Consider the following 22,395-nt stretch of genomic DNA (forward strand, 5'->3'; position numbering starts at 1 on the left):
ATCCCTTCCGGCTCAGGCGGCGTAGCGGTTGGCGGGGCGGGGCAGACCCAGCAGGCCGCGCAGGGTGTCGGCTTCGTAGGCACGGCGGAAGGCGGCACGGCGCTGGAGTTCGGGGACCAACTGCCGGGTGATCCGCGGCAGGTCGTGTGCGAGTACGGCGGGCCTGAGCCGGAAGCCGGTGAGCCCGGTACGCCGCAACTCCTGGAGGAGGTCGGCGAGTTGGACCGGGGTCCCGGCGAAGGCGCGGGCGTCGCCGGCGTACGGCTGTCCCGCGAGGGCGTCGAGGCGCTCGCGGCGTGCCGTGGCCGTAGCGGGGTCGTCGTCGAGGAAGACCACCAGGTCGCCGAAGATGTGCAGGGGCTCGTCGGCGCGGCCGGCCGCTGTCTGCTCGGCGCGGATCTCCGCGACGATCGCGCGCGCCTCGTCGACGTCGTGCGGGGTGACGTAGCCGATGTCCGCCTGCCGGGCCACCAGGCGGTAGGGCACGGTCTGGTGGGCCAGAGCCGTGACGATCGGCTGGCCCTGGGGTGGGCGCGGGGTGATGGACGGGCCCTTGACGCTGAAGTGCCGGCCCTGGAAGTCGATGTAGTGCAGCTTGTCGCGGTCGATGAAGCGGCCGGTGGCGGCGTCGCGGATCTCGGCGTCGTCCTCCCAGCTGTCCCAGAGCCGGCGCACGGCCTCCACGTAGTCGGCGGCCTCGTGGAAGAGGTCGGTGGCCACGGGGCTGTCGTAGGAGTCGATGGGGTCGATCGTGCGGCGGCCGAAGTGGGCGGCCTCGTTCGGGCGGGCAGTGATCTGCACGCGCAGGCCTGCCCGGCCGGTGCTGACGTAGTCGAGGGTGGCGATGGCCTTGGAGAGGTGGAAGGGCTCGGTGTGGGTGGCGACCACGGTCGGGACGAGGCCTATGTGCCGGGTGAGCGGGGCGACTCGGGAGGCGATGAGGACGGCGTCGAGGCGGCCGCGGATCTGGTCGGTGCGCTCGTCCGGGTCGAGAAAGTGCGAGGACTGCAGGCCGAGCCCGTCCTCGAAGGTCACGAAGTCGAGCAGGCCGCGCTCGGCCTCGGCGACCAGATCGGCCCAGTATCCGGCGGTGAACAGGTCGCGGGGGCGGGCCGCGGGCTCACGCCAGGAGGCGGGGTGCCAGCCGGTGCCGTCGAGGGCGACGGCGAGGTGCAGCGGGGCATGGGGTGTCGAGGACACGAAGGGGTGCCTTCCTGAAGATCCGTACAAAGATCACCGGCCCGCGCGTCGGTCGGGGGCACGGTCGTTAGGGCCTGTCCGGCGGATCAGGCCGGCTGCAAGCAACGGTGCTTGTCAGTGCAGGTGAGCGGGGTCTGGTGCGTGCAGCTGCAAGGCGGAGGAGGGAGTCGACGCGGAGCGTCGGCGACCGACGACAACGCCGCTGGGGGTCCCCCTCTGGGGGAGTGCGTGCCAGACCCCGCGACGCCGGCATGATCCGCCGGACAGGCCCTAAGGGGAACGGGTCAGGAACAACAGAGCGCGCCGGCCACGCGCTGGAGGTCGATGTGGGGCCGGGAGTGGAGGTGCACGGCACGGAACCTGCGGGTCACGTCCGTCCCCTCCGTCCTCGTCCGGGCGCGCGTAGGCGCCTCGCCCGTGTCCTCGTCGCTCACAACGCCCTGGCCTCGCGGGATTGTTCCCGGCTCCGGTCCACTGGGTGGAGTTCCTTCACCGCCGGTCGGCCTGCGACGGGCTGGACGGGGCGCCGTCCGCGTGGGCCGCCCAGTCCACGATCTGGACAGCCGCTCCCGCCGCTTCGAGACCCTGGCAACGGGCATGGTGGCGGCGTGCGATCCCGTCCAGGTCGAGGTGGGTGCCGAAAGCCGGGTGGGCGGCGAGGCGGCGGGCGTAGGCCCACAGGGTGGGGTGCCCGGCGATGCGCTGCACCGCGGCGGCGTCCAGGTGGTAGCGGTGCACGGTGTCGAGCTGCACCAGGGTGACCCACAACTCGACGTCCGCGGCGGTGAGGTGATCGCGGATCACATACTCGCGTTCGGCGAGCCAGTGCTCCAGCGCGTCCAGGGTCTCCATCAACTGCTCGGCTGCGGCGGCGCGTTCCTCCTCGTCGCCACCGGCCGACCCGGCGTGCTGCGCGGCGCCCTCGATGCCCTGCGCGCACATGCGCGCGACGGCGTCGATCTCCGACTCCGCGTCGCACGGGTACAGCTGCGGTCGGTCGCCGCCGAAGTGCCGGGCCAGGTCACGGGCGATGTCGGGGGCGTGGGTGCTGACGATGCGTCCCGACCAGTCGTCGCTGAGGACCGGGCCCAGGGCGGGTCCGGGGTACCGGTGGGCGCTGGCGTCGTAGAGCGGGCGCAGCACGGTGTGCCCGCCGTCGGGACAGTCGGGGACGGCGGGCAGGTGCACCGCCGGACAGATGTCGTCGAGGCCGAGCAGGCTGTGGGTGACGGCGACACGGAGGCCGTCGGGGCAGGCGGTCGACAGATGGAGCCGGTAGCGGCGCGGCACGGCGTAGTGGCCGCTGCGCGCGTCCGGGCCGATGCGGCCGTGGAACGCGGCGGCGTGCTGCGCGGACGAGTGGGCGGCCAGCGGTGCGACGGACATGACTCTCCCCGGGGCAGGAGCGCAGGGTTGTGGCGGCGGAAGCGACGGCATACAGGGGGCGGGCCGATGCGGGTGCGTCGACAGGGCGGTGCGCGTGGTCGACGCCGGTCGGGTGTGGGCGCGCGGTGGCGGGGCCCGATTACCCGAGGGGACCGATCGCGCTGCACACGCGCAGGAGATCGATGTGGCGGCGGGAGGTCAGCAGGGGCGACGGCACGGACGTACGGCTCACTCGGTCGGCGACCGGCTCAGCACGCCCCATGATTCCCTACCTGTTCACTAGGATTCCCTTCCGGAGTGTCGATCGGGCGGCGGCCGACGTCAAGGGGGCGTCCACAGAGCGGCCATCGGGGCCATGGCGCTTGGACGGTGGGCGTTGGACGTACGGCCTCACCTGCTGCATCCTTGGCGCATGCTGCGTACAGCCCTTGGGGCGGCCTGCGGGCCGCGTTCCCTCAGCACCGGACCGTGGCCTTCGGCCCCGGGGTCCGCGGTGTGCTGCGGTGCGGGCGTGCGGCTGACGCAGCGGCGGGTGGTCGACTTCGGCCGCGCCGTCACGATGCGCTGTCGCTGATCCGCGCCCTCCCCTCATCTTCCTTTTCCTGCCGCCGAGTTGACCCGCGCCATGGCAGGCCACGCGCGCCCTCGGCGACCGCTCCGACTACGAATCGAGCCCCTATGAACACTCCTCAGCCTGTCCATGCCTGGGACGAACCCGAGGGGATCGCCCCGCGCGGCGCCTTCGAGACCCTGCCCGTCCTCATCACCGCCGCCGGTCTCGACGACCTGCTGCACACCGGTGATCCGGCCCCCGTCGTGCTCGACGTGCGGTGGCGGCCCGGCGATCCGGACGGCCGCGCGCACTACCTCAAGGAGCACATCCCGGGCCCGCTGTACGTCGATCTCGACACCGGACTCTCCGCGCCCGCGACCGCGCAGAGCGGCCGGCGTCCGCCGCCCGACCCGGCGTCGCTCCAGTCGGCGGCGCGCCGCTGGGGAATCTCCGCCGGCCGTACCGTGGTGGTCCACGACGACAACGGCAACACCGGCGCGGCCCGCGCCTGGTGGCTGCTGCGCTGGGCCGGTGTGGAGCATGTACTGCTGCTGGACGCCGACGCAGCGGCCGACGTCGCCCGGAACGGCGTGCTGTTGGACGCCCGCGCTGCTGAGCGGTACCGCGGGGACAGCGAGCCGGTCGATTCGCGCCTCTGACACATCCCCGGCGCGCTGTCCGCGCCGACCGGCGACAACCTCAACCCCGACGGCACCTTTCGGGACGTGGAGGAACTCGCCCTGCGTTTCACCCTCCTGGGCGCCGACGACGCCACCGACGTCGGCGTCTGCTCCGGTTCCGGAGTCAGCGCCGCCCACCAGATCGCGGCGCTGGCCCACGCGGGGATCCCTGCCGCGCTCCACGCCGGCTCGTGATCCGCCTGGTCCGCGGACCCGGCCCGTCCGGCGGTGCGGGGCGAGCGGCCATACTGACACCCGGAGGGAGGCCCGCAACGACGACCGAGTCACGCCTCCGCGACCGCGCCGTCGGTGGACGCGCCAGAGGCGATCCCGTAGGCGGGCTCCGGCACCGACTCCGGTGCCAGCAGCAGCGAGCGACGGCCGTCGACGCCGGCCGGGACGTCGCCGTCGACGGTGACGCGGCGCAGGATGCGCTCGTGGTCGTCAGGAGTCGTCCACGCCGTAGTGCTGGGTGGCACGGTTGTCCCAGATGGCGAGGTCACCGGCCCGCCACTGCCAGCGGACGGTGTACTCGGGACGCTCGACGTGCGACTGGAGGACGTCGATCAGGGCGGGAGTCGCGGCCGTTGAACCCGGTGAGCTTCTGGAGGAAGTTGCCGAGGATCAGGGTGCGTTCGCCGGTCTCTGGGTGGACGCGGACCACGGGGTGCTCGGTCCGGAACTTGACCGCCGTGAACACCCCGCGGTGCTGCTCCAGTTCGGGCGAGGCGGCGCCCCGACGGACGGCCGCGTAGTCGTAGTCGTTGGTGTGCACACCGCGCAGGCCGTCGGCCAGCACCCGCAGCGGTTCGGGGAGTTGGGCGTAGGCGGCGCCCGTGTTGGACCACAGGGTGTTGCCTCCGTACGGCGGGACGACCTCGGCGCGCGTGAAGGAGAAGGCGGGGTTGGCAGCTGCTGCTCAGTGACTGTGTATGAGTGTGTTCTGGCGTGCGCGTGGGCGCCTTGTCCGCGGAGATCGTGATGCTCGCAGGGAACGGAGGTTCGTCCGTCGAGTGCGTGACCTTGCCGGGTAGCGGTCGTTGGATGTGATGGCAGGATCTTCAGTCCACGGCAGGGAGGTTGTGGGGTGGGCGGGCTGCGGGAGGTGGGGCCGTCGTTCGTGGTGCCCGGCCCGGCCGGGGTCGCGGTTCGTGACCGGCTCAAGGGCCTGACCGCCGCGGACGAGATGGTTCTGCGTCTGGTCGGGGAGCATCTGGGGACGCTGGCCTCTCGTGATCTCAAAGCCCGTTGCCAGGCCGGGCTGGACCACGGCAGCAGGCAATGGGCTGAGCGCAAGCGCATCCTCACCGGCGAGTCGTCCTCGCGCTGGGCCGGGTCGATCACGAAGGCCGGCAACGACCAGTGGGCGCTGGCCCGCCGTGGTCAGCTCGCGCACATCCAGTCTCTGGAGGCGGGTGTGCGCACCATCACGCACCGGCTGTCCCAGCCGCTCGGAGCGAAGGGCAGCAAACAAGCGCCGGGCGGCTATGGCAGCAGGCGGGAGTGGTTCGCCAAGTCCCGCCGCCTGCACGTGCTCAGTGACCGGCTCAAGCGGGAGCGGGCGGACCGCGAGGCCGGGCGCGTGCGTGTGGTGCGCGGCGGCAGGGCACTGCTGAACACCCGCCACCACCTGGAGGCGGCCGGGCTCACCGAAGTGCAGTGGCGGCAGCGGTGGCAGGCCGAGCGCTGGTTGCTGGCCGCGGACGGCGAGTCCGGCAAGAGGTTCGGCAACGAGACCCTGCGCGTCAGCGTCGACGGCGAGATCAGCATCAAACTGCCCGCACCCCTCGCCACACATGCCAACGCCCCGCACGGCCGGTACACGCTCACCGGCCGCGTGCAGTTCAAGCACCGGGGCAGCGAATGGGCCGACCGCGTGGAGGCGAACCGGGCCGTCGCCTACCGGATCTTCTACGACACCGGCCGGGGCCGCTGGTATCTCACCGCGTCCTGGCAGCGCCCCACCGTCGAGCCGATCCCGCTGGACGCGGCCCGCGCCCACGGCCTCATCGGCGTGGACACCAACGCCGACCACCTGGCCGCCTACGCACTGGACAGGCACGGCAACCCTGTTGGCAACCCGCACCGCTTCTCCTTCGGCCTGACCGGCACCGCCGACCACCGCGACGCCCAGGTCCGGCACGCGATCACCCGCCTGCTGCACTGGGCCCAGCAGCGCGGCGTGGCCGCGATCGCCATCGAGAACCTCGACTTCACCGCGGAAAAGACCCGCGAGAAGCACGGGCGGCGCACACGGTTCCGGCAGCTGATCTCCGGCATGCCCACCAGCAAACTCAGGGCCCGCCTCATCTCCATGGCCGCCGAACAGGGTTTGGCCATCGTGGCCGTGGACCCGGCCTACACCTCTACCTGGGGCGCCCAGCACTGGCAAAAGCCCCTCACCAGCACCAGACGCAAGACCACCCGCCACGACGCAGCCGCCGTGGCGATCGGCAGGCGCGCCCTGGGGCACCCGATCCGGCGACGGACGGCACCGCCCCCACACGACCAGAGCGATCGTGCGGGGCATCGGAGCGTCCAGGCCCCATCGGGCGCCCCAGGGCGCGAGGGAAACCGCCCCCGCATCCCCGGACCACGGACACGATCCGTGCCGCCCGGCTGCGGCGCGAACGCGGTCGACCAGAACGCCCAACACCGTTCGGGGCGCTCGGCTGAGCACGAGTCCTGGCACCAGGACTCACTCCCGCTCAGTCTTTAGGAACGGTCGGTGACCGGTACTTGAATGACCGTCAGCTCAGGTGCGGAGGTCATCCGTGCACCGCCGCGAGGCTCCCGCGGGCCGCGTCGCGCTTGGCGACTTCCTCGCGTACCAGCGGGATGACGTACCGGCCGAAGTCGATGGCGTCGTCGAGCAGGTCGTAGCCGCGGGCCGAGAGGATGTCGACGCCGAGGTCGTAGTAGTCGAGGAGTGCCTGCGCGACCGTTTCCGGGGTGCCGACCAGGGCGTTGGAGTTGCCCGCGCCGCCGGTGGCGGCGGCCGTCGGGGTCCACAGGGCGCGGTCGTAGCGCTCCCCCGCCTCGGCTATGGCGAGCAGCCGTTGCGATCCCGTGTTCTCGGGGGCTCCGGTGCGGTGGCGGCGCTTGAGTCCGGCCGCGCCCCGCTCCCTGATGGCGCCGACCGTGCGGTGGGCCTTCTCCCAGGCCAGTTCCTCGGTCGGCGCGATGATCGGGCGGAAGGCGACCTGGATGCGGGGCGTGTCGGTGCGGCCGGCGGCACGCGCCGCGGCCCGCACGGCCTCGATCTGCTCCGCCGTCCGCTCCAGCGGTTCGCCCCACAGGCAGTAGATGTCGGCCTCGGCGCCGCCGACGGCGTATGCGGCGGGCGAGGAACCGCCGAACGAGACGTTGGGGCGCGGCTGTTGGACGGGGAAGACGTCGCTGACGAAGTCGTGGAAGCGGTAGTGGTCGCCCTCGTGGTCGAAGGGCTCGTGGCTGGTCCAGATCTTCTTGACGATCCGGATGTACTCGCGGGTGCGGGCGTACCGCTCGTCCTTGGTGAGGGTGTCGCCCTCGCGGCCCTGTTCGTGGTCGTTGCCGCCGGTGATGAAGTGCACAGTGAGCCGGCCCTCGCTGACCTGGTCGAGGGTGGCGAAGGTCTTGGCGGCGTAGGTGGGGTACGAGACGTTGGGCCGGTGGGCGAGGAGGATCTGGAGGCGGTCGAGCCTGCTCGCGATGTACGCGGCGGCGGGGGCGGGGTCCGGTGATCCGGAGCCGTAGGCGAACAGCACCCGGTCCCAGCCGTGCTCCTCGTGGGCGCGGGCAAGCCGAAGTGTGTAGTCCTTGTCGAAGGCGGCGCCGGAGCGCGGGGTGGTTTCGGAACCGTCGTTGGTGGCGGCGATGCCGAGGAATTCCACGGGCATGACAGGGGGCCTTTCGGAGACGATCGCACGCGGGCATGGGTGACAGACCGTCAGACGGAGGACGGGTCAGATGGTGCGGGCGTGACGACGCCGGGCGTCGGAAGAAAGAGGGGTGCTGCGGCAGCGCGCGTGGGAAGAGAGCTCGGCCCGCGACGGGGTCACCGAGGGAGGGAAGGGCCGGTCAGACGGCCCGCTGCCGCGTCAGGCGCAACACGCTGCGGACCACACTCGACCGAAGTCGATGTGGTCGCGTGAGACCAGGCGCGGCTGGGTGTTCATGCGAACCAATTGAGCAGGGCATCCAGCTTTTCGTCAAGCGGCGCTCGGATGCCGGACCACCTCGACGGGCCGTGAGGGGCGTGGTTGACACGGGCTCGCCGCAGGCCCGTACGATCGCTCTCCTGTGCCGCGTTGAGGGACGCGGCGCGTGTGACGACACCGGGCGGATCACTCCCAACGTCCCCCGGAGCGCCTCCTGATGGTCACGCCTTCCGAAGTCTCCCCTGCCCTCGAGGTACCGCCGACGAAGCCGTCCGGCGCCGCCGACGACGACCCGCGCATCGTCCCGCGCCGGCACCTCGGCCGCTGGGTGACCGCTGCCGCCGCGCTGCTGGTGTTCGCGATGGTGGTCAACTCCGTTGTCCGCAACCGGGCCTTCCAGTGGGATGTGGTGGCCCGGTACTTCACCACCGCCGCCGTGCTCGACGGGCTGCTGCTCACCCTGTGGCTGACCGGCGTGGTGATGGTGCTCGGGTTTGCGCTCGGCATCCCGTTGGCCGTGATGCGGCTGACCGCCAACCCGGTGCTGCGCACGCTGAGTTGGGGTTATGTGTGGATCTTTCGGTCCACCCCGCTGTTGGTGCAGTTGCTGTTCTGGTTCAACATCGGCGCCCTGTATCCGACGCTCGGCCTCGGTATCCCCTTCGGGCCGCAGTTCGTGTCCGTCCAGACGGTCAATCTGCTCGGCCCCACCCTCACCGCCGTCATCGGTCTGACCCTGCACGAGGCCGCCTACGCCGCCGAGGTGGTGCGCGGCGGCATCCTGTCGGTGGACGCCGGTCAGACCCAGGCCGCCCAGGCGCTCGGCATCGGCAGAGTGCGCACCCTGCGCCGTGTCGTCATCCCGCAGGCGATGCGCTCCATCGTGCCGACCGCCGGGAACATGCTGATCGGCACCCTGAAGGGGACCAGCATCGTGAGCGTCCTTGCGGTGCATGACCTGCTGTACTCGGTGCAGTTGGTCTACAACCAGACCTACCAGGTCATCCCGCTGCTGATGGTCGCCACGCTCTGGTACATCGGCGTCACGACCGTGCTCAGCGTGGGCCAGTTCTACGTCGAGCGCCACTACGCGCGCGGCTCGGCGACGCAGCCCTGAGAGCAGACTTCTCTACTTTCCCTATCGAGTTACTAGGAAAGCATTGACGGGACTCGTACCCGTTGCGCAGGATGGTGACCATGTCCCACACGCAGCAACGACTCGTACGTCGTCGGCATGTCGACTTTGGTCACGTCGTCAGTGCCGCCTGCTGTCGCGCGTAAGGCACGCATCGCGCGTTGCCGCTCCGCTCCTTCTCTCATCGACTCCTCTGAAGGACGAACGCCATGACCACGGCACTTCCCACCACCCCGCTGTCCGATGTGCGCCATCTGCGCCTGGTGGACGACATCCCGCAGGACACAGCACCCGGTTCCCCGCCACTCGTCGGCTATCTCGTGATGGTGCCCGAGGGCACCGATCCCGCCGAGCTCTTCGCCCGCGCCGGGGTGCACCCGGTGGCGCCTCCCGTCCGGCGGACGGAAGACGACGACGTCCGCATCGATCCCGCACGGCATGTCGCGGAGGTCGACGGACGTGAACTCGACCTCACCTACCTGGAGTTCGAGCTGCTGGCGCATCTCGTCCGCCATCCCCAGCGCGTGCACACACGCGAGCGGCTGATGGCGGAGATCTGGGGCTACGACCACGTCGGTGACGGCCGCACCGTGGACGTCCACATCGCGCGGCTGCGCCGCAAGCTCGGCAAGGCCCATCGGGACCGGATCGTCACCGTGCGCAGCGTGGGCTACAAGTACGTGCCCGGTCGGCAAGTCGGCTCCGACGCCGCGCTCCGCGGCCGACCTTGAGGAGAGCACTTCGATGGGCGTCGCCCCTGCGCATTGGCTTCGAGTCGCCCGTGAAACGGCGGACGACCTGGCCACGGACGCGGTGGCCAGGGAACAGGCAGGCAAGGCGCCCTTCGACGAGGTGTCCCGGCTACGCGAAGCGGGACTGCTGACGCTCCTCGTCCCGGCCGAACTCGGAGGCGGCGGCGCGGACTGGCCCACGGCCTACGCGGTCGTCCGGGAGCTCGCCGCCGCCGACGGCGCCATCGGCCAACTGCTCGGCTGTCACTACGTCTTGTCGTGGAGTGCCCGGCTCTTCGCCGAGCCGGCGCTCGCGGCACGGATCGAGCAGCGGTCGGCGGCCGAGCAGTGGTGCTGGGGCGGTGGCCTCGCCCGCCAGGAAGCGCGGCTGACGCTGGTGACCTCGGGCGACGGATATGTGCTCAACGGCCGACAGAGCTACACCACCGGCGTGCTCGCCGCCGACCGGCTGGCCGTACGAGCGGTGCGCGCCGACACCGGCGAACCGCTCGCCGTCCTCGCCGACCCCACCCGCCGGGGCGTACGGATCGACGACGACGCCGACCCCTTCGGGCAGCGACTCGCCGCCGGTGGCAGCGTGGAGTTCGACGGCGTACGCGTGGACGCCGACGAGGTGCTCGGCTCCCTCTCCATCGACGAGGACGTCCTGTCCCCCGCTACCTCGCTGGCCTCCCCGCTGGGGCGGCTCGTCTCCGTCCAGCTCCGTCTCGGGATCGCGGAAGGGATGCTGGCCGAGGCCCGTGAATACAGCAGGGCAGGCCACTCCACCTGGCACCCGGAGTGGCCTGCCGGCTCACCCCAGGACCCACAGAGACTGACGGAGTACGGCGAACTCACCGTCCTCACCCGCGCCGCCTCCGCACTCGCCGCCGAGGCGCTGACAGCTCTGGATGGCGGACTGCACCGCGGGGCGAACCTCACCTACGACGAGTGCGCCGAGATCTCCGTCCTGGTGGCCGTCGCCGAAGCCGCCGCCACCAAGGCCGCGCACGAATCCACGGCCCGCGCCCTGGACGTCATCGGCGTCCGCTCCACGTCCTCACGCCTGGGCCTGGACCGCTTCTGGCGCAACGCCCGGACCCACACCCTGCACGAACCGGTGGCTCATCGACTCCGCGACGTGGGGGACTACTTCCTCAACGGCGAGCATCCGCCGTTCACCCTGCCGGTCTAGGCCGATCACGCCTCCGTCTCCGCGGCCTGATCTCAAAAGGCAAGATCAGGTCGTCCAGCATACGAACATCCTATTGGGGTAGCGGCCGACTTCTGCCACGATCCCTAGCAAGCAGGTAGGAAAACTAGGAATCGATGGGGGTGGCCATGGGAACGCTCGTCCGCGCAAAGCTGTCGCTCCCCCTTCTGACCTCCCGCCGCCACATCGACCTTCGTCGTACGTCGAGCGCCATCTGTCGGCCTGTCTGAGGCCGTTCGCCGGCCTGCCGGTCTCCCCGTACCGCCCTTCAGCAACACCCGCGCCCTCCCAGGCGCGGGTGCGTGCCGCGTACCCCTGCTCCGCCGAACCCTGAGAGGACACCTCCGTGTCTGCCGCAAGACCGCTCACGACCCTGCGCACCCTCGCCGCCATAGCCGCGCTCCCGCTCCTGCTCACCGCTTGCGGTTACGGCTCGGAGTCCACCGACGACGACAAGCAGGCCCAGGTCGCGGCGGACGCCATGAAGCTCTCCGCCGACGAGGTGCGGATCGGTTACTTCCCGAACCTCACCCACGCCACGGCCCTGGTGGGTGTTCAGGAGGGCATCTTCCAGAAGGAGCTCGGCGGCACCACGATCAAGTCCTCCACCTTCAACGCCGGCCCCTCCGAGATCGAGGCCCTCAACTCCGGGTCCATCGACATCGGTTGGATCGGCCCCTCCCCCGCCATCAACGGCTACACCAAGGCGGACGGCACGAACCTGCGCATCATCTCCGGCTCGGCGTCGGGTGGTGTGAAGCTGGTCGTGAACCCCGAGAAGATCAAGTCCCTGAAGGACGTCAAGGGCAAGAAGATCGCCACCCCGCAGCTCGGCAACACCCAGGACGTGGCGTTCCTCAACTGGATCTCCGAGCAGGGCTGGACGGTGGACGCGCAGAGCGGCAAGGGTGACGTCTCGGTCGTCCGCACCGACAACAAGGTGACCCCTGACGCCTACAAGTCCGGTTCCATCGACGGCGCGTGGGTGCCGGAGCCGACCGCGTCGAAGCTGGTCTCCGAGGGCGGCAAGGTGCTGCTGGACGAGGCCGACCTGTGGCCGGACAAGAAGTTCGTGATCACGAACATCATCGTCCGGCAGGAGTTCCTCAACAAGCACCCGGACGTCGTCGAGGCCGTCCTGCGCGGCTCGGTGAAGACCAACGAGTGGATCAACGCCAACCCGGACCAGGCCAAGGCGTCCGCCAACAAGGCCCTGGAACAGGAATCCGGCAAGGCGCTGCCCGCCGAGGTCATCGCCCCGGCCTGGAAGTCGATCACATTCCTCGACGACCCGCTGGCCGCGACCCTCGACACCGAGGCCGAGCACGCGGTGAAGGCCGGTCTGCTCGAAGAGCCCGACCTCGACGGCATCTACGACCTCGCTCTCCTCAACAAGGTCCTCAAGGCCGAGGGCAAGGACGAGGTCGACGACGCCGGCCTCGCCGTCAAGTAGCGGACCCATACGTTCCCAGGAGGTGACGACCATGGCCACCACGATCACCAAGGCCGCCGAGGGCGGCACAGCGACCGCGTACGCCACCCGCATCGAGCATGTCTCGAAGTCCTTCGCCGGCCCCGCCGGGCAGCAGCTCGTCCTCGACGACATCACCCTCGATGTCGCCCCCGGCGAGTTCGTCACCCTCCTGGGAGCCTCCGGCTGCGGCAAGTCCACCCTGCTCAACCTGGTCGCCGGCCTGGACAGGCCGAGCGCGGGCGCCATCACCACCGACGGGCGCCCGGCGCTGATGTTCCAGGAGCACGCCCTGTTCCCGTGGCTGACCGCGGGCAAGAACATCGAACTCGCCCTGAAACTAAGGGGAGTTCCCAAGGCCGAACGGCGCCCGGAGGCGGAACGCCTGCTGGAACTCGTCCGGTTGCACGGGTCGTACGGCAAGCGGGTGCACGAACTCTCGGGCGGTATGCGGCAGCGCGTCGCGCTGGCCCGCGCGTTGGCGCAGGACAGCAAGCTGCTGCTGATGGACGAGCCGTTCGCGGCGCTGGACGCGATCACCCGGGACGTCCTGCATGACGAGCTGACCCGGATCTGGCGCGAGACCGGCCTGTCGGTGCTGTTCGTGACGCACAACGTGCGCGAGGCCGTCCGGCTCGCCCAGCGGGTCGTGCTGCTGTCCTCCCGCCCCGGCCGTATCGCCCGGGAGTGGACGGTCGGTATCCCGCATCCGCGCCGTATCGAGGACAGCGCGGTCGCCGAGCTGTCCGTCGAGATCACCGAAGAACTGCGTGGGGAGATCCGCCGCCATGGCCAGCACTGACACCACCGCCAAGGACGGCAACGACCTGGCCGGACTGGAAGCGGGCCTGGACGCCCTCGACACCGTCCAGACCAGCCGCACATCCGTCCGCGAGACCCTCACCCGCAAGGTGCTGCCGCCGGTCACCGCCGTCGCCCTCGTGCTGGTGCTGTGGCAGGTGCTGGTCTGGGCCGAGGTCGCCCCCAGCTACAAGCTGCCCGCACCCACCGCCGTATGGGACGAAGTGGAGGCCGCCTGGCTCCAGGGCACACTCCTGGACTACATCTGGACCAGCGTCAGCCGCGGTCTGCTCGGCTTCGTCCTCGCTCTCGCCATCGGCACACCGCTCGGCCTGCTGGTCGCCCGCGTGAAGTTCGTCCGGGCCGCGATCGGCCCGATCCTGTCGGGTCTCCAGTCACTGCCGTCGGTGGCCTGGGTGCCGCCGGCCGTGCTGTGGCTGGGTCTGAACAACTCGATGATGTACGCCGTCATCCTGCTCGGCGCGGTCCCCTCCATCGCCAACGGCCTGGTCGCCGGCATCGACCAGATCCCCCCGCTGTTCCTGCGCGCGGGGCGCACGATGGGCGCGACGGGGCTGCGCGGGGCGTGGCACATCATGATGCCCGCGTCGCTGCCGGGCTATCTGGCCGGTCTGAAGCAGGGCTGGGCGTTCTCCTGGCGCTCCCTGATGGCCGCCGAGATCATCGCCTCCTCCCCCGATCTGGGCGTGGGCCTTGGCCAGTTGCTGGAGAACGGCCGCAACAACGCCAGCATGTCCCAGGTGTTCCTGGCGATCTTCCTGATCCTGCTCGTCGGCATCGCCATCGACCTGCTGATCTTCAGCCCCCTGGAGCGGCGGGTGCTGCGCAGCCGCGGACTGCTGACGAGGAGCTGAGCGACATCTCAGTCGTCACAGGACGCCGTTCCCGCTCAGCGGGGACGGCGTCCTCCGTGTGTCGCCCTCGAACCCTTGCCGTAGCGTTTACTCCAATTGGAATAACCGCTACAGTAGGCTCGCCGACCCGCCTGGCAGCAAGGAGCGACGGATGACCCTCACCGACGGACAGCGCGCGGAGGCCGCACGGCTGCTGCGCGAAGCCGAGCACCGGGCGGATCCGGTCGAGCCGCTGTCGGCCCTGCTGCCGGGCCTGGATGTGGCCGACGCCTATGCCGTACAGCAGGACAACATCGCGCGCAGGCTGGCTGACGGGGCCAGCGTGGTGGGCCACAAGGTCGGCCTCACCGCGCCCGCGATGCAGCGGCTTCTCGGGGTCGACGAGCCGGACTTCGGCCATCTGCTGGACGACATGGTCCACCGCGACGGCTCCCCGGTCCTCGCGGCCCACTACTGCCGGCCGCGCGTCGAACCGGAGATCTGCTTCCGGCTGGCCCGGCCCCTGGGCGGCCCCGGAACGACCGTCGAGGACGTTCTGGCGGCCACCGACGCGGTCGCTCCCGCGCTGGAGATCGTCGACAGCCGTATCCGCGACTGGCGGATCACCCTGGTCGACACGGTCGCCGACAACGCCAGCTCGGCCGGTCTGGTCTGTGGTCCCTGGACTCCCCTGGCTCAGGTGCCGGACCTCGCCGAGGTCGTCGTCGACCTGGTCGTCGACGGCGAGCGCGTCGACTCGGGCAGCGGGCGGGAGGTGCTGGGCCATCCGGCCGCCGCGGTGGCCTGGCTGGCGAACACCCTCGCCGAGTTCGGTACGTCCCTGGAGCCCGGCCAGGTCATCCTGCCCGGCGCCATGACCACCGCCCCCTTCGTCACCGCGGGCCAGAAGGTCGAGGCGCGCTTCAGTGTCCTGGGCCCCGTGTTAGTGACCTTCGTCTGAGGGGCCGGAGGCACGCGTCATGACCGCCACGCCGAACCGCGTCGACGTCCACCAGCACCTGATCCCGCCCTTGTACCGCGACCTGCTCGCCAAGGCGGGGATCGCCGAGGCCGGGGGCCGTGCCCTGCCCGACTGGAGCCCCGAGGCCGCCCTCGAGCAGATGGACCTGCTGGGCACCGCCACGGCGATCATGTCCGTCTCCACCCCGGGCACCGGCTTCCTCACCGACCGGGCCGAGGCCGCGGACCTGGCCCGGCGGCTCAATGACTACTGCACCGCCCTCGTCGCCGAACACCCGGGCCGTTTCGGCTGGTTCGCCACCCTGCCCATGCCCGACGCCACCGCGTCCACGGCAGAGGCCGCACGGGCCCTGGACACCCTGGGCGCCGACGGGGTCACCCTCCTCGCCAACAACCAGGGCACCTACCTGGGTGCGGACGGCCAGGACGAGCTGTGGCGAGCGCTCGACGACCGAGGTGCCGTCGTCTTCGTCCACCCGGCCGAACTCCCGGCGCCCGCGGTCGAGAACATCCCGCCGTTCGCCGCGGACTTCCTCCTGGACACCACCCGGGCCGCGTATCTCCTCGTACGCAATGGAGTCGTCCGGCGTCACCCGGAGATCCGGTTCATCCTGAGCCATGCCGGCGGCTTCGTGCCGTACGCCTCTCATCGCATGGCCGTCACCATCGCCGCCGAGACCGGGCGCAGCCCGCTCGATGTGCTGGACGACTTCCGCGCCTTCTACTTCGACACCGCGCTGTCCTCCAGTCCGGCCGCGCTCCCGACGCTGCTCGCGTTCGCCCGACCTGGGCATGTGCTGTTCGGCAGCGACTGGCCCTTCGCGCCCACTCCGGCCGGCCAGTACTTCGCGAACGGTCTCGACGCGGCCGATGTCCCCGGTGTGAACCGCGCCAACGCGGAAGCCCTCTTCCCCCGCCTCGGCGGCATGCCTGTCCCCACGCCCCCGAGACGTCTGCGCCACCGGGCACAGCGAGCCGCCGCCCGCCTCGCCTTCCGACTCGTCCAGCCCGGCAACGGTTGATGCCCGCACTCCTGTAGGGGCCGCTCCAATTAGAGTGGGCGGCATCAGAGCCCCGCACGAGCTGGAGTGACGCACCCATGACGCAGACCCCGCGCAGGAAGCGCGCCAACGGGGTGGAGTCCCGCCAGCGCATCCTCGACGCCGCCGTGGAGATCGCCGGTGAGCGCGGTTACGACGGCACGTCCATCGCGGCCGTCAGCGCCAAGTGCGGCCTTCCGGCCAGCTCGATCTACTGGCATTTCAAGGACAAGGACGATCTGATCGCCGCGGTCATCGAGCGCAGCTTCGAGACCTGGCTGACGGCGGTCGAACTGCCGGGAGAAGATGCCGGGACCCCTCTGGAGCGGGTCACGCTGATGGCCGCGAACGTCGCCAAGTCCCTGGTCGACGCCCCGGACTTCCTCCGCCTCGGGCTGATGCTCGCCCTGGAGCGCCGACCCACCGAGCCGCGCGGCAGAACGGTCTTCCTCCAGGTCCGGGAGGTCTCCCGCCGACGGGTCGCGGAGATGATCCAGACCCTGTTCCCGGACCTGGACGACGACGCGGTCCACACCCTCACCACCTACGCCATCGCGGGCGCCGACGGCCTGTTCATCCAGCACGAGGTCGCGGGCGTGGACCTGGTCGCGTTGTTCGAGCTGCACGCACGCCTGCTCTACGAGGCGGCAAGCACGCTCAGCTCAGCGGCTTCTCCAGTACGGCCTTCCGGTGGCTGAACGTCTCGATGGAGTACCGGCCGTGGTAGTTGCCCGTGCCACTCTCGCCCACGCCGCCGAACGGCAGGTCGGAGACGGTGAGATGGGCGAGCGGGAGGCCGTGTCCGAGGCCGCCGGATGACGTCTCGGCGGCGATGCGGCGGCGCGTGTCGTCCGACTCGGAGAAGACGTACAGGGCGAGCGGCTTGTCGCGGTCGTTGATGAAGTCGATCGCCTCGTCGAGGCCGGGGACGGTGACGATCGGCAGGATCGGACCGAAGATCTCCTCGGCCATCACGGGCGAGCCGGGGTCGACGTCGGCGAGCACGGTCGGCGCGAGGTACTTCAACGCGCGGTCGCTGGACCCGCCCACGACCACACGCCCCGACTCGAGCAGCCCGGCAAGCCGGTCGAAGTGCCGTTCGTTGACAATACGGCCGTACTCGGCCGAGGACGCCGGATCGGTGCCGTACAGCGACTCCACCGCACGGATGAGCTCGGTCTCCAACGCGGCGGCGGTCTCCGGGTCGGTGAGGACGTAGTCGGGGGCCACGCAGGTCTGGCCCGCGTTCAGGAACTTGCCGGCGGCCAGCCGGTCGGCGACGACCTTGAGGTCGGCATCGCGGTCGACGAACGCCGGTGACTTGCCGCCGAGTTCAAGGGTGACCGGGGTCAGATGCTCGGCGGCGGCGCGCATGACGATGCGGCCGACGGTGCCGTTGCCGGTGTAGAAGATGTGGTCGAAGCGCTCGGCCAGCAGGGCCGTGGTCTCGGGCACGCCACCCTCGACGACCGCCACCGCCTCCGGGTCCAGATAGGTCCGCAGCAGCCGGGCCAGCACGGCCGAGGTCGCCGGGGCCAGCTCGCTGGGCTTGGCGACGACCGCGTTGCCCGCGGCGAGCGCGCCGACGATCGGGGTCAGCAGGAGCTGGGCCGGGTAGTTCCAGGGCGCGATGACGAGGACGACGCCGAGGGGGTCGTACTGCGTCCAGGCGCGCGCGTCGGTGCCGAGGTGGTCCGGGACGGGGGCGGGCTCGGGGCGCAGCCAGTCGTCGAGGTGGTCGAGGGTGTGGTCGATCTCGCGGACGGTGAAGCCGATTTCGGTGCGCTGGGCCTCCGTGGCGCTCTTGCCGAGGTCGGCGCGGAGGGCCGCGGCCAGCTCGGGGGCGTTCTCGGTGAGCATCGCGCGCAAGCGGCGCAACTGCGTGACGCGCCACTCGACGGGCTTGGTGCGGCCGGTGCGGAAGGCGGCGCGCAGTCGCGCCACGGTGTCGGCGGGGTGGTTCACGGTGCCTCGCTGGGGATACGAACGTATGGATGCATACACCAACCATTCAGCTTCAGAAACAATTCCCCAGCCCGCAGCCACCCGCACCCCTCGCCTCTGACCTCTACACATAAAGGCCAAATAAGCGCAGAATGTAGATACGCGGCGCTTATCCGCATACCGCACCAGACGCGGTCAGGCCTGCGAGTCAAAGGAGACGAGTCATGGCCAACGTCTCGCCCACCAGAGGTGACATCACCAGCCACCCTGATGTAACCGAAATGCGGGATCGCTACGCCCGCATGCTCGGCGGTCGCGATGTGACGCTCTTGGACGGACCAGTGTTCCTGCTCGGTCTGTACTGTGCCGTATCCCCCTGGATACTCCACTACACGACCAGCCAGCCCGACCTCGTGCCCCACAACCTGGTCATCGGGATTGCGATCGGTCTGCTGGCTCTCGGATTCACCCGCGCTCCGGAACGCATGTACGGCCTCAGCTGGGCCTTCTGCGGGCTGGGTGTGTGGATGATCGTCTCGCCGTGGATCGTCGGCGACAGCCCGGATGCCGGAGTCGTGCTCAACAACATCATCATTGGCGGCCTGGCCGTGATCCTGGGGCTGATGTGCGCCGGTACGGCGGCGAAGAGCGCCCCCAAGCCGTGAGAGCCACGAAGTGAGGATCGAGAGGTAGAAGGAGGACGCGCCGGCCGGCCCGGGCAGCACCGGACCGGCCGGCGCTCTGTGTCCACGCTCAGTTCCCCGGCACCAGCCACGGTTCCTGCGGGAGCGGACTGCCGGTCTCCAGGAGCGACTTGAGGTTGGACAGCACGGCCGGCCAGCCCAGGGACACGTCCGCCAGGTCGCGCTCGGTGCGCAGGTCCTCGTGGGTCACCGTCAGCCGCACGATGTCGGCGTGCTGCTGGATGTCGAAGGTGACCCGGGAGTACGTGTCCGCGCGCCCCTCGTTCTCGGGCTCGGTCCAGGTGGTGACCAGCCGGGTCGGGCGCTCGCTCTCCACCACGGTGCCGACCACGTCGGCGATGCCGGAGCCGTCGGTGCGGACGTGCTCCCAGCGGGAGCCCTGCTGCCAGTCGGAGACGTTGCTGTGCCCCCAGTAGGCGGCGGTCAGGTCGGCGTCGGTGAGCGCGTCCCAGACCTTCTCGGGTGTGCTCTCGATGTAGGTGACGTAGACGAATGTCGGCTTGTCGGTCATGGCTTCCTCGGCTTGTCGCTTCACGGCGCCGAGCGCGCGCAGGCGCGGGCGCTCGAACTTGTCGATCCATCGCTCCTGGATCTCGTGGAGCGGGACCGGGTTGAGGTAGTGCAGCTTTTCCCTCCCCCGCCGCACGGTGCTGATCAGGTTGGCGGACTCCAGGACGGCGAGGTGCTGGGTCACGGCCTGCCGCGTCATCTCGATGCGCGCGCACAGCTCGCCGAGCGTCTGACCGTTGTCCTCGTGCAGCCGGTCAAGAAGCCGCCTGCGGGTGTCGTCGGCCAGGGCCTTGAAGACCTGGTCCATCGGGGAGTCGCTCTCTGATCGCACACTCAACGTTATGCAGGTAATTACTTGCATGTCAATCCGGAGACGAGGGTCTCAGCCGAGTTCCCGGCGATGGGCCGCCACCCAGTCGTGAGCGGCCCGCACGTCCTCCACGACCCCCCGTTCCCACAGCCTGACCATCGCCGCGTCCCCTCGCTCGGCTCCGGCCGCGATGCCTCTCCAGCACCGGTCCTGCCACCACAGGATCGTGTCGACGAGGCCGTCGAGGCGGTCGACGCCGTACGCCTCCCGGATCAGCCCGATCCGCCGGGCCGCCTCGGGCACGTCGGTCACACCCGGCCCGAGGTCCAGGTACTGCCAGCACATATGGGCCACGTCCTGAACCCGCTCCCCCGGAGCGGCGAGATCCCAGTCGATGAAGGCCCTCGGCCGCCAACCCCCGTCGTACACGGTGTTCTTCGGCGCGAGGTCGTTGTGGCAGACCACGTCCCGGTCGCCTGCCAGGGGCGTGGCGTGGGTCAGGTCGTGGAACTCGCGTACCAGGCGGGCGATCCGCACCAGGGCCGCGTCCGTGCGGGCCGCGGTCTGTTCCTCGGGGGTCACCGCCGCGCGGCCCTCGATGTAGCCGAGCATCTCCCGGCCGCGTTCATCGGTTCCGAGGAAGCGTGGTGCGCCCGGCCAGCGGTGGTGTTCGAAGAGGGTCAGCAGGCTGCGTACGTATGGCGATCGCGGTGACGGTGTACGCCGTACCGTCGCGCCCACCCGTACGACCTCGTTGACGGCGCCGCCGTCCAGAGTGTGCTCCTCCATCCGCCTGAGTATGGACGTTGGTTGAAGCGGAACTGACTGGCCGGGCCGTCGGGGGGAACCCGGAGCGCGTGGGGGTTGAGGAGAAGAGGTGGAGATGGAGATCTCCGGCATCATCAGCGCCATTGTTATCGGCATTGTCATAGGTGTGCTCGGTCGGCTGGTCGTGCCCGGCCGTCAGCGCATCGGGGTTCTGCTCACGATCCTCGTGGGCATCCTGGCCGCACTGATCGGTACGGCCATCGCAGCAGGGTTCGACGTGGCCGACACCGACGGTGTCGACTGGGTCGAGTGGCTGATCCAGATCGGGCTCGCGGCACTCGGCGTCGCCGCACTGGACCGGACGCGAGCGCGTCGCTGATCAGTGCCGGCCGAGCCAGTCCGCGTACCAGGCCACCGTGGCGTCGATGGTCTCGGCCAGCGGGGTCGCAGCCGTGCCGAAGGCCCGCTCGAAGGCCGAGGAGTCCATGATCTGGGGCTCGGTGTGCTGGTAGAACATCTCCGCGTACTCGGCCATGAACTCCTCGTCGAACGGGCCGAAGGGGCGGGCCTCGGGCACCGGCACCACGGTCAGCGGCCTGCCCACCCGCTTCTCGATCATGGTGAGGATCTCGCGGGTGCTGAGGGCGGGCGCGGTCGGCAGATGCCAGACGCGGCCGTCGCCCTCGGGGTGCTCCCCGAGGGTCGCGAGCCCTGTGGCCACGTCCTCGATGTTCGTGTAGCTGTGCGGCAGGTCGATGTCGCCGAGGCCCGGCACCTCCCCACCGGTGAACGCGGCCGGGAACACGGCGCCGCCGAGCGTGGAGTTGAGGACCCCGGGGCCGACGAAGTCGGCTGAGCGGCCGAGCACGACACGGGCGCGGCCCTCGCGATGGGCGGCGAGGTACTTCTCGTCGAGTTCGGCGCGCATACGCCCCTTGCGGGTGGTCGCCTGCCACGGGGAGTCCTCGGTCATCACCGCTCCCCCGGTCTCGCCGTACGGGTACAGCGTGTCGAGTACGACCAGTCGGGCGCCGACGGCCTCGACGGCGGCCAGGACGGCCTCCTGGATGCGGGGCATCACTTCGACCTGGAGGTGATAGCCGACGTTGACGCAGTGGTAGGCCACGGCGGCTCCGGCCAGTGCGGCCCGCGCACCCTCGGCGGTGGCGACGTCGGCGGCGTACCGCTGGACGCCCTCGATCGCGGGGCCCTCGCCCTTGCGGTCGACGAGCCGCACGGGGTGGCCGCGGCGGACCAGTTCCCGGGCGAGCGCGGTTCCGGCGGGTCCGGAGCCGAGGACGACGTGCAGGGGGTGTGCGGTGGCGGTCATGGCTGACCCCTTCCATGAAGAGTTAGTTGCTGTCGCTTCTGTTAGAGACTATAACTCTCATAATAGGGACTGGCAATGATGGGCCGGGCGTAGGGTGCGAGTGAAGATCCACCTGCGCGAGAAGGGTCGTACGCCATGGCCGTGAAGGACGCCGAACTGCCGTACCTGCGCCGCTGCGTGGAGCTGGCGGCCGCGGCGCTGGACGCCGGGGACGAGCCGTTCGGTTCGGTGCTCGTGGCGGCGGACGGCTCGGTGCTCGCCGAGGACCACAACCGGGTGGCCTCCGGCGACCGCACCCGCCATCCGGAGTTCGAGCTGGCCCGCTGGTCGGCGGCTCACCTCACCCCCGAGGAACGGGCCGTGGCCACCGTCTACACCTCCGGCGAGCACTGCCCCATGTGCGCGGCCGCCCATGCCTGGGTGGGCCTCGGCCGCATCGTGTACGTCGCTTCCAGCGAGCAGCTCGCCGCCTGGCTGACGGAGCTGGGCGTGCCCGCCCCGCCGGTGCGGACCCTGCCGGTCAACGACATCGCGCCCGGCGTGGTCGTGGAGGGCCCGGTGGCCGAGCTGGTGGACGAGGTGCGCGCGCTGCACTTCCGATTTCACGGTCACCCAGGCTGACCAGGGATCCGTCCCCGCCGA

General features: G+C 70.5%; 23 protein-coding genes and 2 pseudogenes. 15 read left to right on the forward strand and 10 right to left on the reverse strand.

Going from position 1 to position 22,395, the window contains the following annotated elements; genetic code table 11:
• Window positions 1-12: 12 nt before the first annotated feature.
• From OHT76_RS03030 to OHT76_RS03040, 4 genes are all read right to left on the reverse strand, one after another.
• Complete coding sequence (locus OHT76_RS03030; RefSeq protein WP_328869147.1) at window positions 13-1,200, reverse strand: LLM class flavin-dependent oxidoreductase; 1,188 nt, start codon at window positions 1,198-1,200, stop codon at window positions 13-15.
• 284 nt (window positions 1,201-1,484) lie between these two features.
• Complete coding sequence (locus tag OHT76_RS44080; RefSeq protein ID WP_443049703.1) at window positions 1,485-1,799, reverse strand: putative leader peptide; 315 nt, start codon at window positions 1,797-1,799, stop codon at window positions 1,485-1,487.
• Window positions 1,690-2,586: a glutathione S-transferase C-terminal domain-containing protein gene (locus OHT76_RS03035; RefSeq protein ID WP_328869148.1), complete on the reverse strand. Its 897-nt coding sequence runs from the start codon at window positions 2,584-2,586 to the stop codon at window positions 1,690-1,692. Before OHT76_RS03035 ends, OHT76_RS44080 begins: the two co-directional genes overlap by 110 nt.
• A gap of 139 nt (window positions 2,587-2,725) precedes the next feature.
• Entirely contained in the window at window positions 2,726-2,848 is a 123-nt protein-coding gene (locus OHT76_RS03040) for a putative leader peptide (RefSeq protein ID WP_328869149.1), read from the reverse strand.
• Between the two features lie 488 nt (window positions 2,849-3,336).
• Here OHT76_RS03040 and OHT76_RS03045 point away from each other — a divergent pair.
• Window positions 3,337-4,014 (forward strand): annotated as a pseudogene (locus OHT76_RS03045) (sulfurtransferase).
• 89 nt (window positions 4,015-4,103) lie between these two features.
• On the opposite strand, the pseudogene OHT76_RS03050 reads toward OHT76_RS03045, so the two are convergent.
• Window positions 4,104-4,729 (reverse strand): annotated as a pseudogene (locus OHT76_RS03050) (TauD/TfdA dioxygenase family protein); the annotation flags it as partial.
• 177 nt (window positions 4,730-4,906) lie between these two features.
• Here OHT76_RS03050 and OHT76_RS03055 point away from each other — a divergent pair.
• Window positions 4,907-6,538: a transposase gene (locus tag OHT76_RS03055; protein WP_328869150.1), complete on the forward strand. Its 1,632-nt coding sequence runs from the start codon at window positions 4,907-4,909 to the stop codon at window positions 6,536-6,538.
• A gap of 49 nt (window positions 6,539-6,587) precedes the next feature.
• Here the strand turns inward: OHT76_RS03055 and OHT76_RS03060 are convergent, their stop codons facing one another.
• A complete protein-coding gene (locus OHT76_RS03060; protein ID WP_328869151.1) occupies window positions 6,588-7,700 on the reverse strand; it encodes an LLM class flavin-dependent oxidoreductase in 1,113 nt (370 codons plus the stop codon).
• Between the two features lie 478 nt (window positions 7,701-8,178).
• On the opposite strand from OHT76_RS03060, the gene OHT76_RS03065 reads away from it, so the two are divergent.
• The 10 genes from OHT76_RS03065 to OHT76_RS03105 all read left to right on the forward strand — a co-directional run bounded on the left by OHT76_RS03065 (window position 8,179) and on the right by OHT76_RS03105 (window position 16,885).
• The gene (locus tag OHT76_RS03065; protein ID WP_328869152.1) at window positions 8,179-9,078 is read left to right on the forward strand and encodes an amino acid ABC transporter permease; all 900 of its coding nucleotides are present in this window, start codon (window positions 8,179-8,181) and stop codon (window positions 9,076-9,078) included.
• A 227-nt stretch (window positions 9,079-9,305) separates the two neighbouring features.
• Window positions 9,306-9,827, forward strand: coding sequence for a winged helix-turn-helix domain-containing protein (locus OHT76_RS03070; RefSeq protein ID WP_328869153.1), 522 nt, complete (start codon window positions 9,306-9,308; stop codon window positions 9,825-9,827).
• Between the two features lie 13 nt (window positions 9,828-9,840).
• Entirely contained in the window at window positions 9,841-11,022 is a 1,182-nt protein-coding gene (locus tag OHT76_RS03075; protein WP_328869154.1) for an acyl-CoA dehydrogenase family protein, read from the forward strand.
• 146 nt (window positions 11,023-11,168) lie between these two features.
• A complete protein-coding gene (locus OHT76_RS44085) occupies window positions 11,169-11,270 on the forward strand; it encodes a putative leader peptide (RefSeq protein WP_443049705.1) in 102 nt (33 codons plus the stop codon).
• 116 nt (window positions 11,271-11,386) lie between these two features.
• On the forward strand, window positions 11,387-12,493 hold the full coding sequence (locus OHT76_RS03080; RefSeq protein ID WP_328869155.1) for an ABC transporter substrate-binding protein: 1,107 nt from the start codon (window positions 11,387-11,389) through the stop codon (window positions 12,491-12,493).
• 31 nt (window positions 12,494-12,524) lie between these two features.
• Entirely contained in the window at window positions 12,525-13,313 is a 789-nt protein-coding gene (locus tag OHT76_RS03085; protein WP_328869156.1) for an ABC transporter ATP-binding protein, read from the forward strand.
• Window positions 13,300-14,187: an ABC transporter permease gene (locus tag OHT76_RS03090; RefSeq protein WP_328869157.1), complete on the forward strand. Its 888-nt coding sequence runs from the start codon at window positions 13,300-13,302 to the stop codon at window positions 14,185-14,187. The genes OHT76_RS03085 and OHT76_RS03090 overlap by 14 nt, the downstream gene beginning before the upstream one ends.
• 151 nt (window positions 14,188-14,338) lie before the next feature.
• Window positions 14,339-15,127: a 2-keto-4-pentenoate hydratase gene (locus OHT76_RS03095; RefSeq protein WP_328869158.1), complete on the forward strand. Its 789-nt coding sequence runs from the start codon at window positions 14,339-14,341 to the stop codon at window positions 15,125-15,127.
• 19 nt (window positions 15,128-15,146) lie between these two features.
• A complete protein-coding gene (locus OHT76_RS03100; RefSeq protein ID WP_328869159.1) occupies window positions 15,147-16,169 on the forward strand; it encodes an amidohydrolase family protein in 1,023 nt (340 codons plus the stop codon).
• Between the two features lie 77 nt (window positions 16,170-16,246).
• Entirely contained in the window at window positions 16,247-16,885 is a 639-nt protein-coding gene (locus OHT76_RS03105) for a TetR/AcrR family transcriptional regulator (RefSeq protein WP_328869160.1), read from the forward strand.
• Here OHT76_RS03105 and OHT76_RS03110 read toward each other — a convergent pair.
• Window positions 16,845-18,152, reverse strand: a complete 1,308-nt coding sequence (locus tag OHT76_RS03110) for an aldehyde dehydrogenase family protein (RefSeq protein WP_328869161.1) — start codon at window positions 18,150-18,152, stop codon at window positions 16,845-16,847. The genes OHT76_RS03105 and OHT76_RS03110 overlap by 41 nt on opposite strands.
• 203 nt (window positions 18,153-18,355) lie before the next feature.
• On the opposite strand from OHT76_RS03110, the gene OHT76_RS03115 reads away from it, so the two are divergent.
• On the forward strand, window positions 18,356-18,796 hold the full coding sequence (locus OHT76_RS03115; RefSeq protein ID WP_328869162.1) for an SPW repeat protein: 441 nt from the start codon (window positions 18,356-18,358) through the stop codon (window positions 18,794-18,796).
• Window positions 18,797-18,884: 88 nt separating this feature from the next.
• On the opposite strand, the gene OHT76_RS03120 is transcribed toward OHT76_RS03115, so the two are convergent.
• Entirely contained in the window at window positions 18,885-19,652 is a 768-nt protein-coding gene (locus tag OHT76_RS03120) for an ArsR/SmtB family transcription factor (protein WP_328869163.1), read from the reverse strand.
• A gap of 75 nt (window positions 19,653-19,727) precedes the next feature.
• Entirely contained in the window at window positions 19,728-20,444 is a 717-nt protein-coding gene (locus OHT76_RS03125; RefSeq protein ID WP_328869164.1) for a phosphotransferase, read from the reverse strand.
• A 94-nt stretch (window positions 20,445-20,538) separates the two neighbouring features.
• On the opposite strand from OHT76_RS03125, the gene OHT76_RS03130 reads away from it, so the two are divergent.
• Window positions 20,539-20,802, forward strand: a complete 264-nt coding sequence (locus OHT76_RS03130) for a GlsB/YeaQ/YmgE family stress response membrane protein (RefSeq protein ID WP_328876439.1) — start codon at window positions 20,539-20,541, stop codon at window positions 20,800-20,802.
• On the opposite strand, the gene OHT76_RS03135 is transcribed toward OHT76_RS03130, so the two are convergent.
• Window positions 20,803-21,753 carry an NAD-dependent epimerase/dehydratase family protein gene (locus OHT76_RS03135; RefSeq protein WP_328869165.1) on the reverse strand — a complete coding sequence of 317 codons (951 nt, stop codon included), beginning with the start codon at window positions 21,751-21,753 and terminating at the stop codon, window positions 20,803-20,805.
• Window positions 21,754-21,888: 135 nt separating this feature from the next.
• On the opposite strand from OHT76_RS03135, the gene OHT76_RS03140 reads away from it, so the two are divergent.
• Window positions 21,889-22,374 (forward strand): nucleoside deaminase, encoded by a 486-nt coding sequence (locus tag OHT76_RS03140; protein ID WP_328869166.1) that lies wholly within the window; start codon window positions 21,889-21,891, stop codon window positions 22,372-22,374.
• The last annotated feature ends 21 nt before the right edge of the window (window positions 22,375-22,395 follow it).

The organism is Streptomyces sp. NBC_00287 (assembly GCF_036173105.1).
Classification (GTDB): domain Bacteria; phylum Actinomycetota; class Actinomycetes; order Streptomycetales; family Streptomycetaceae; genus Streptomyces.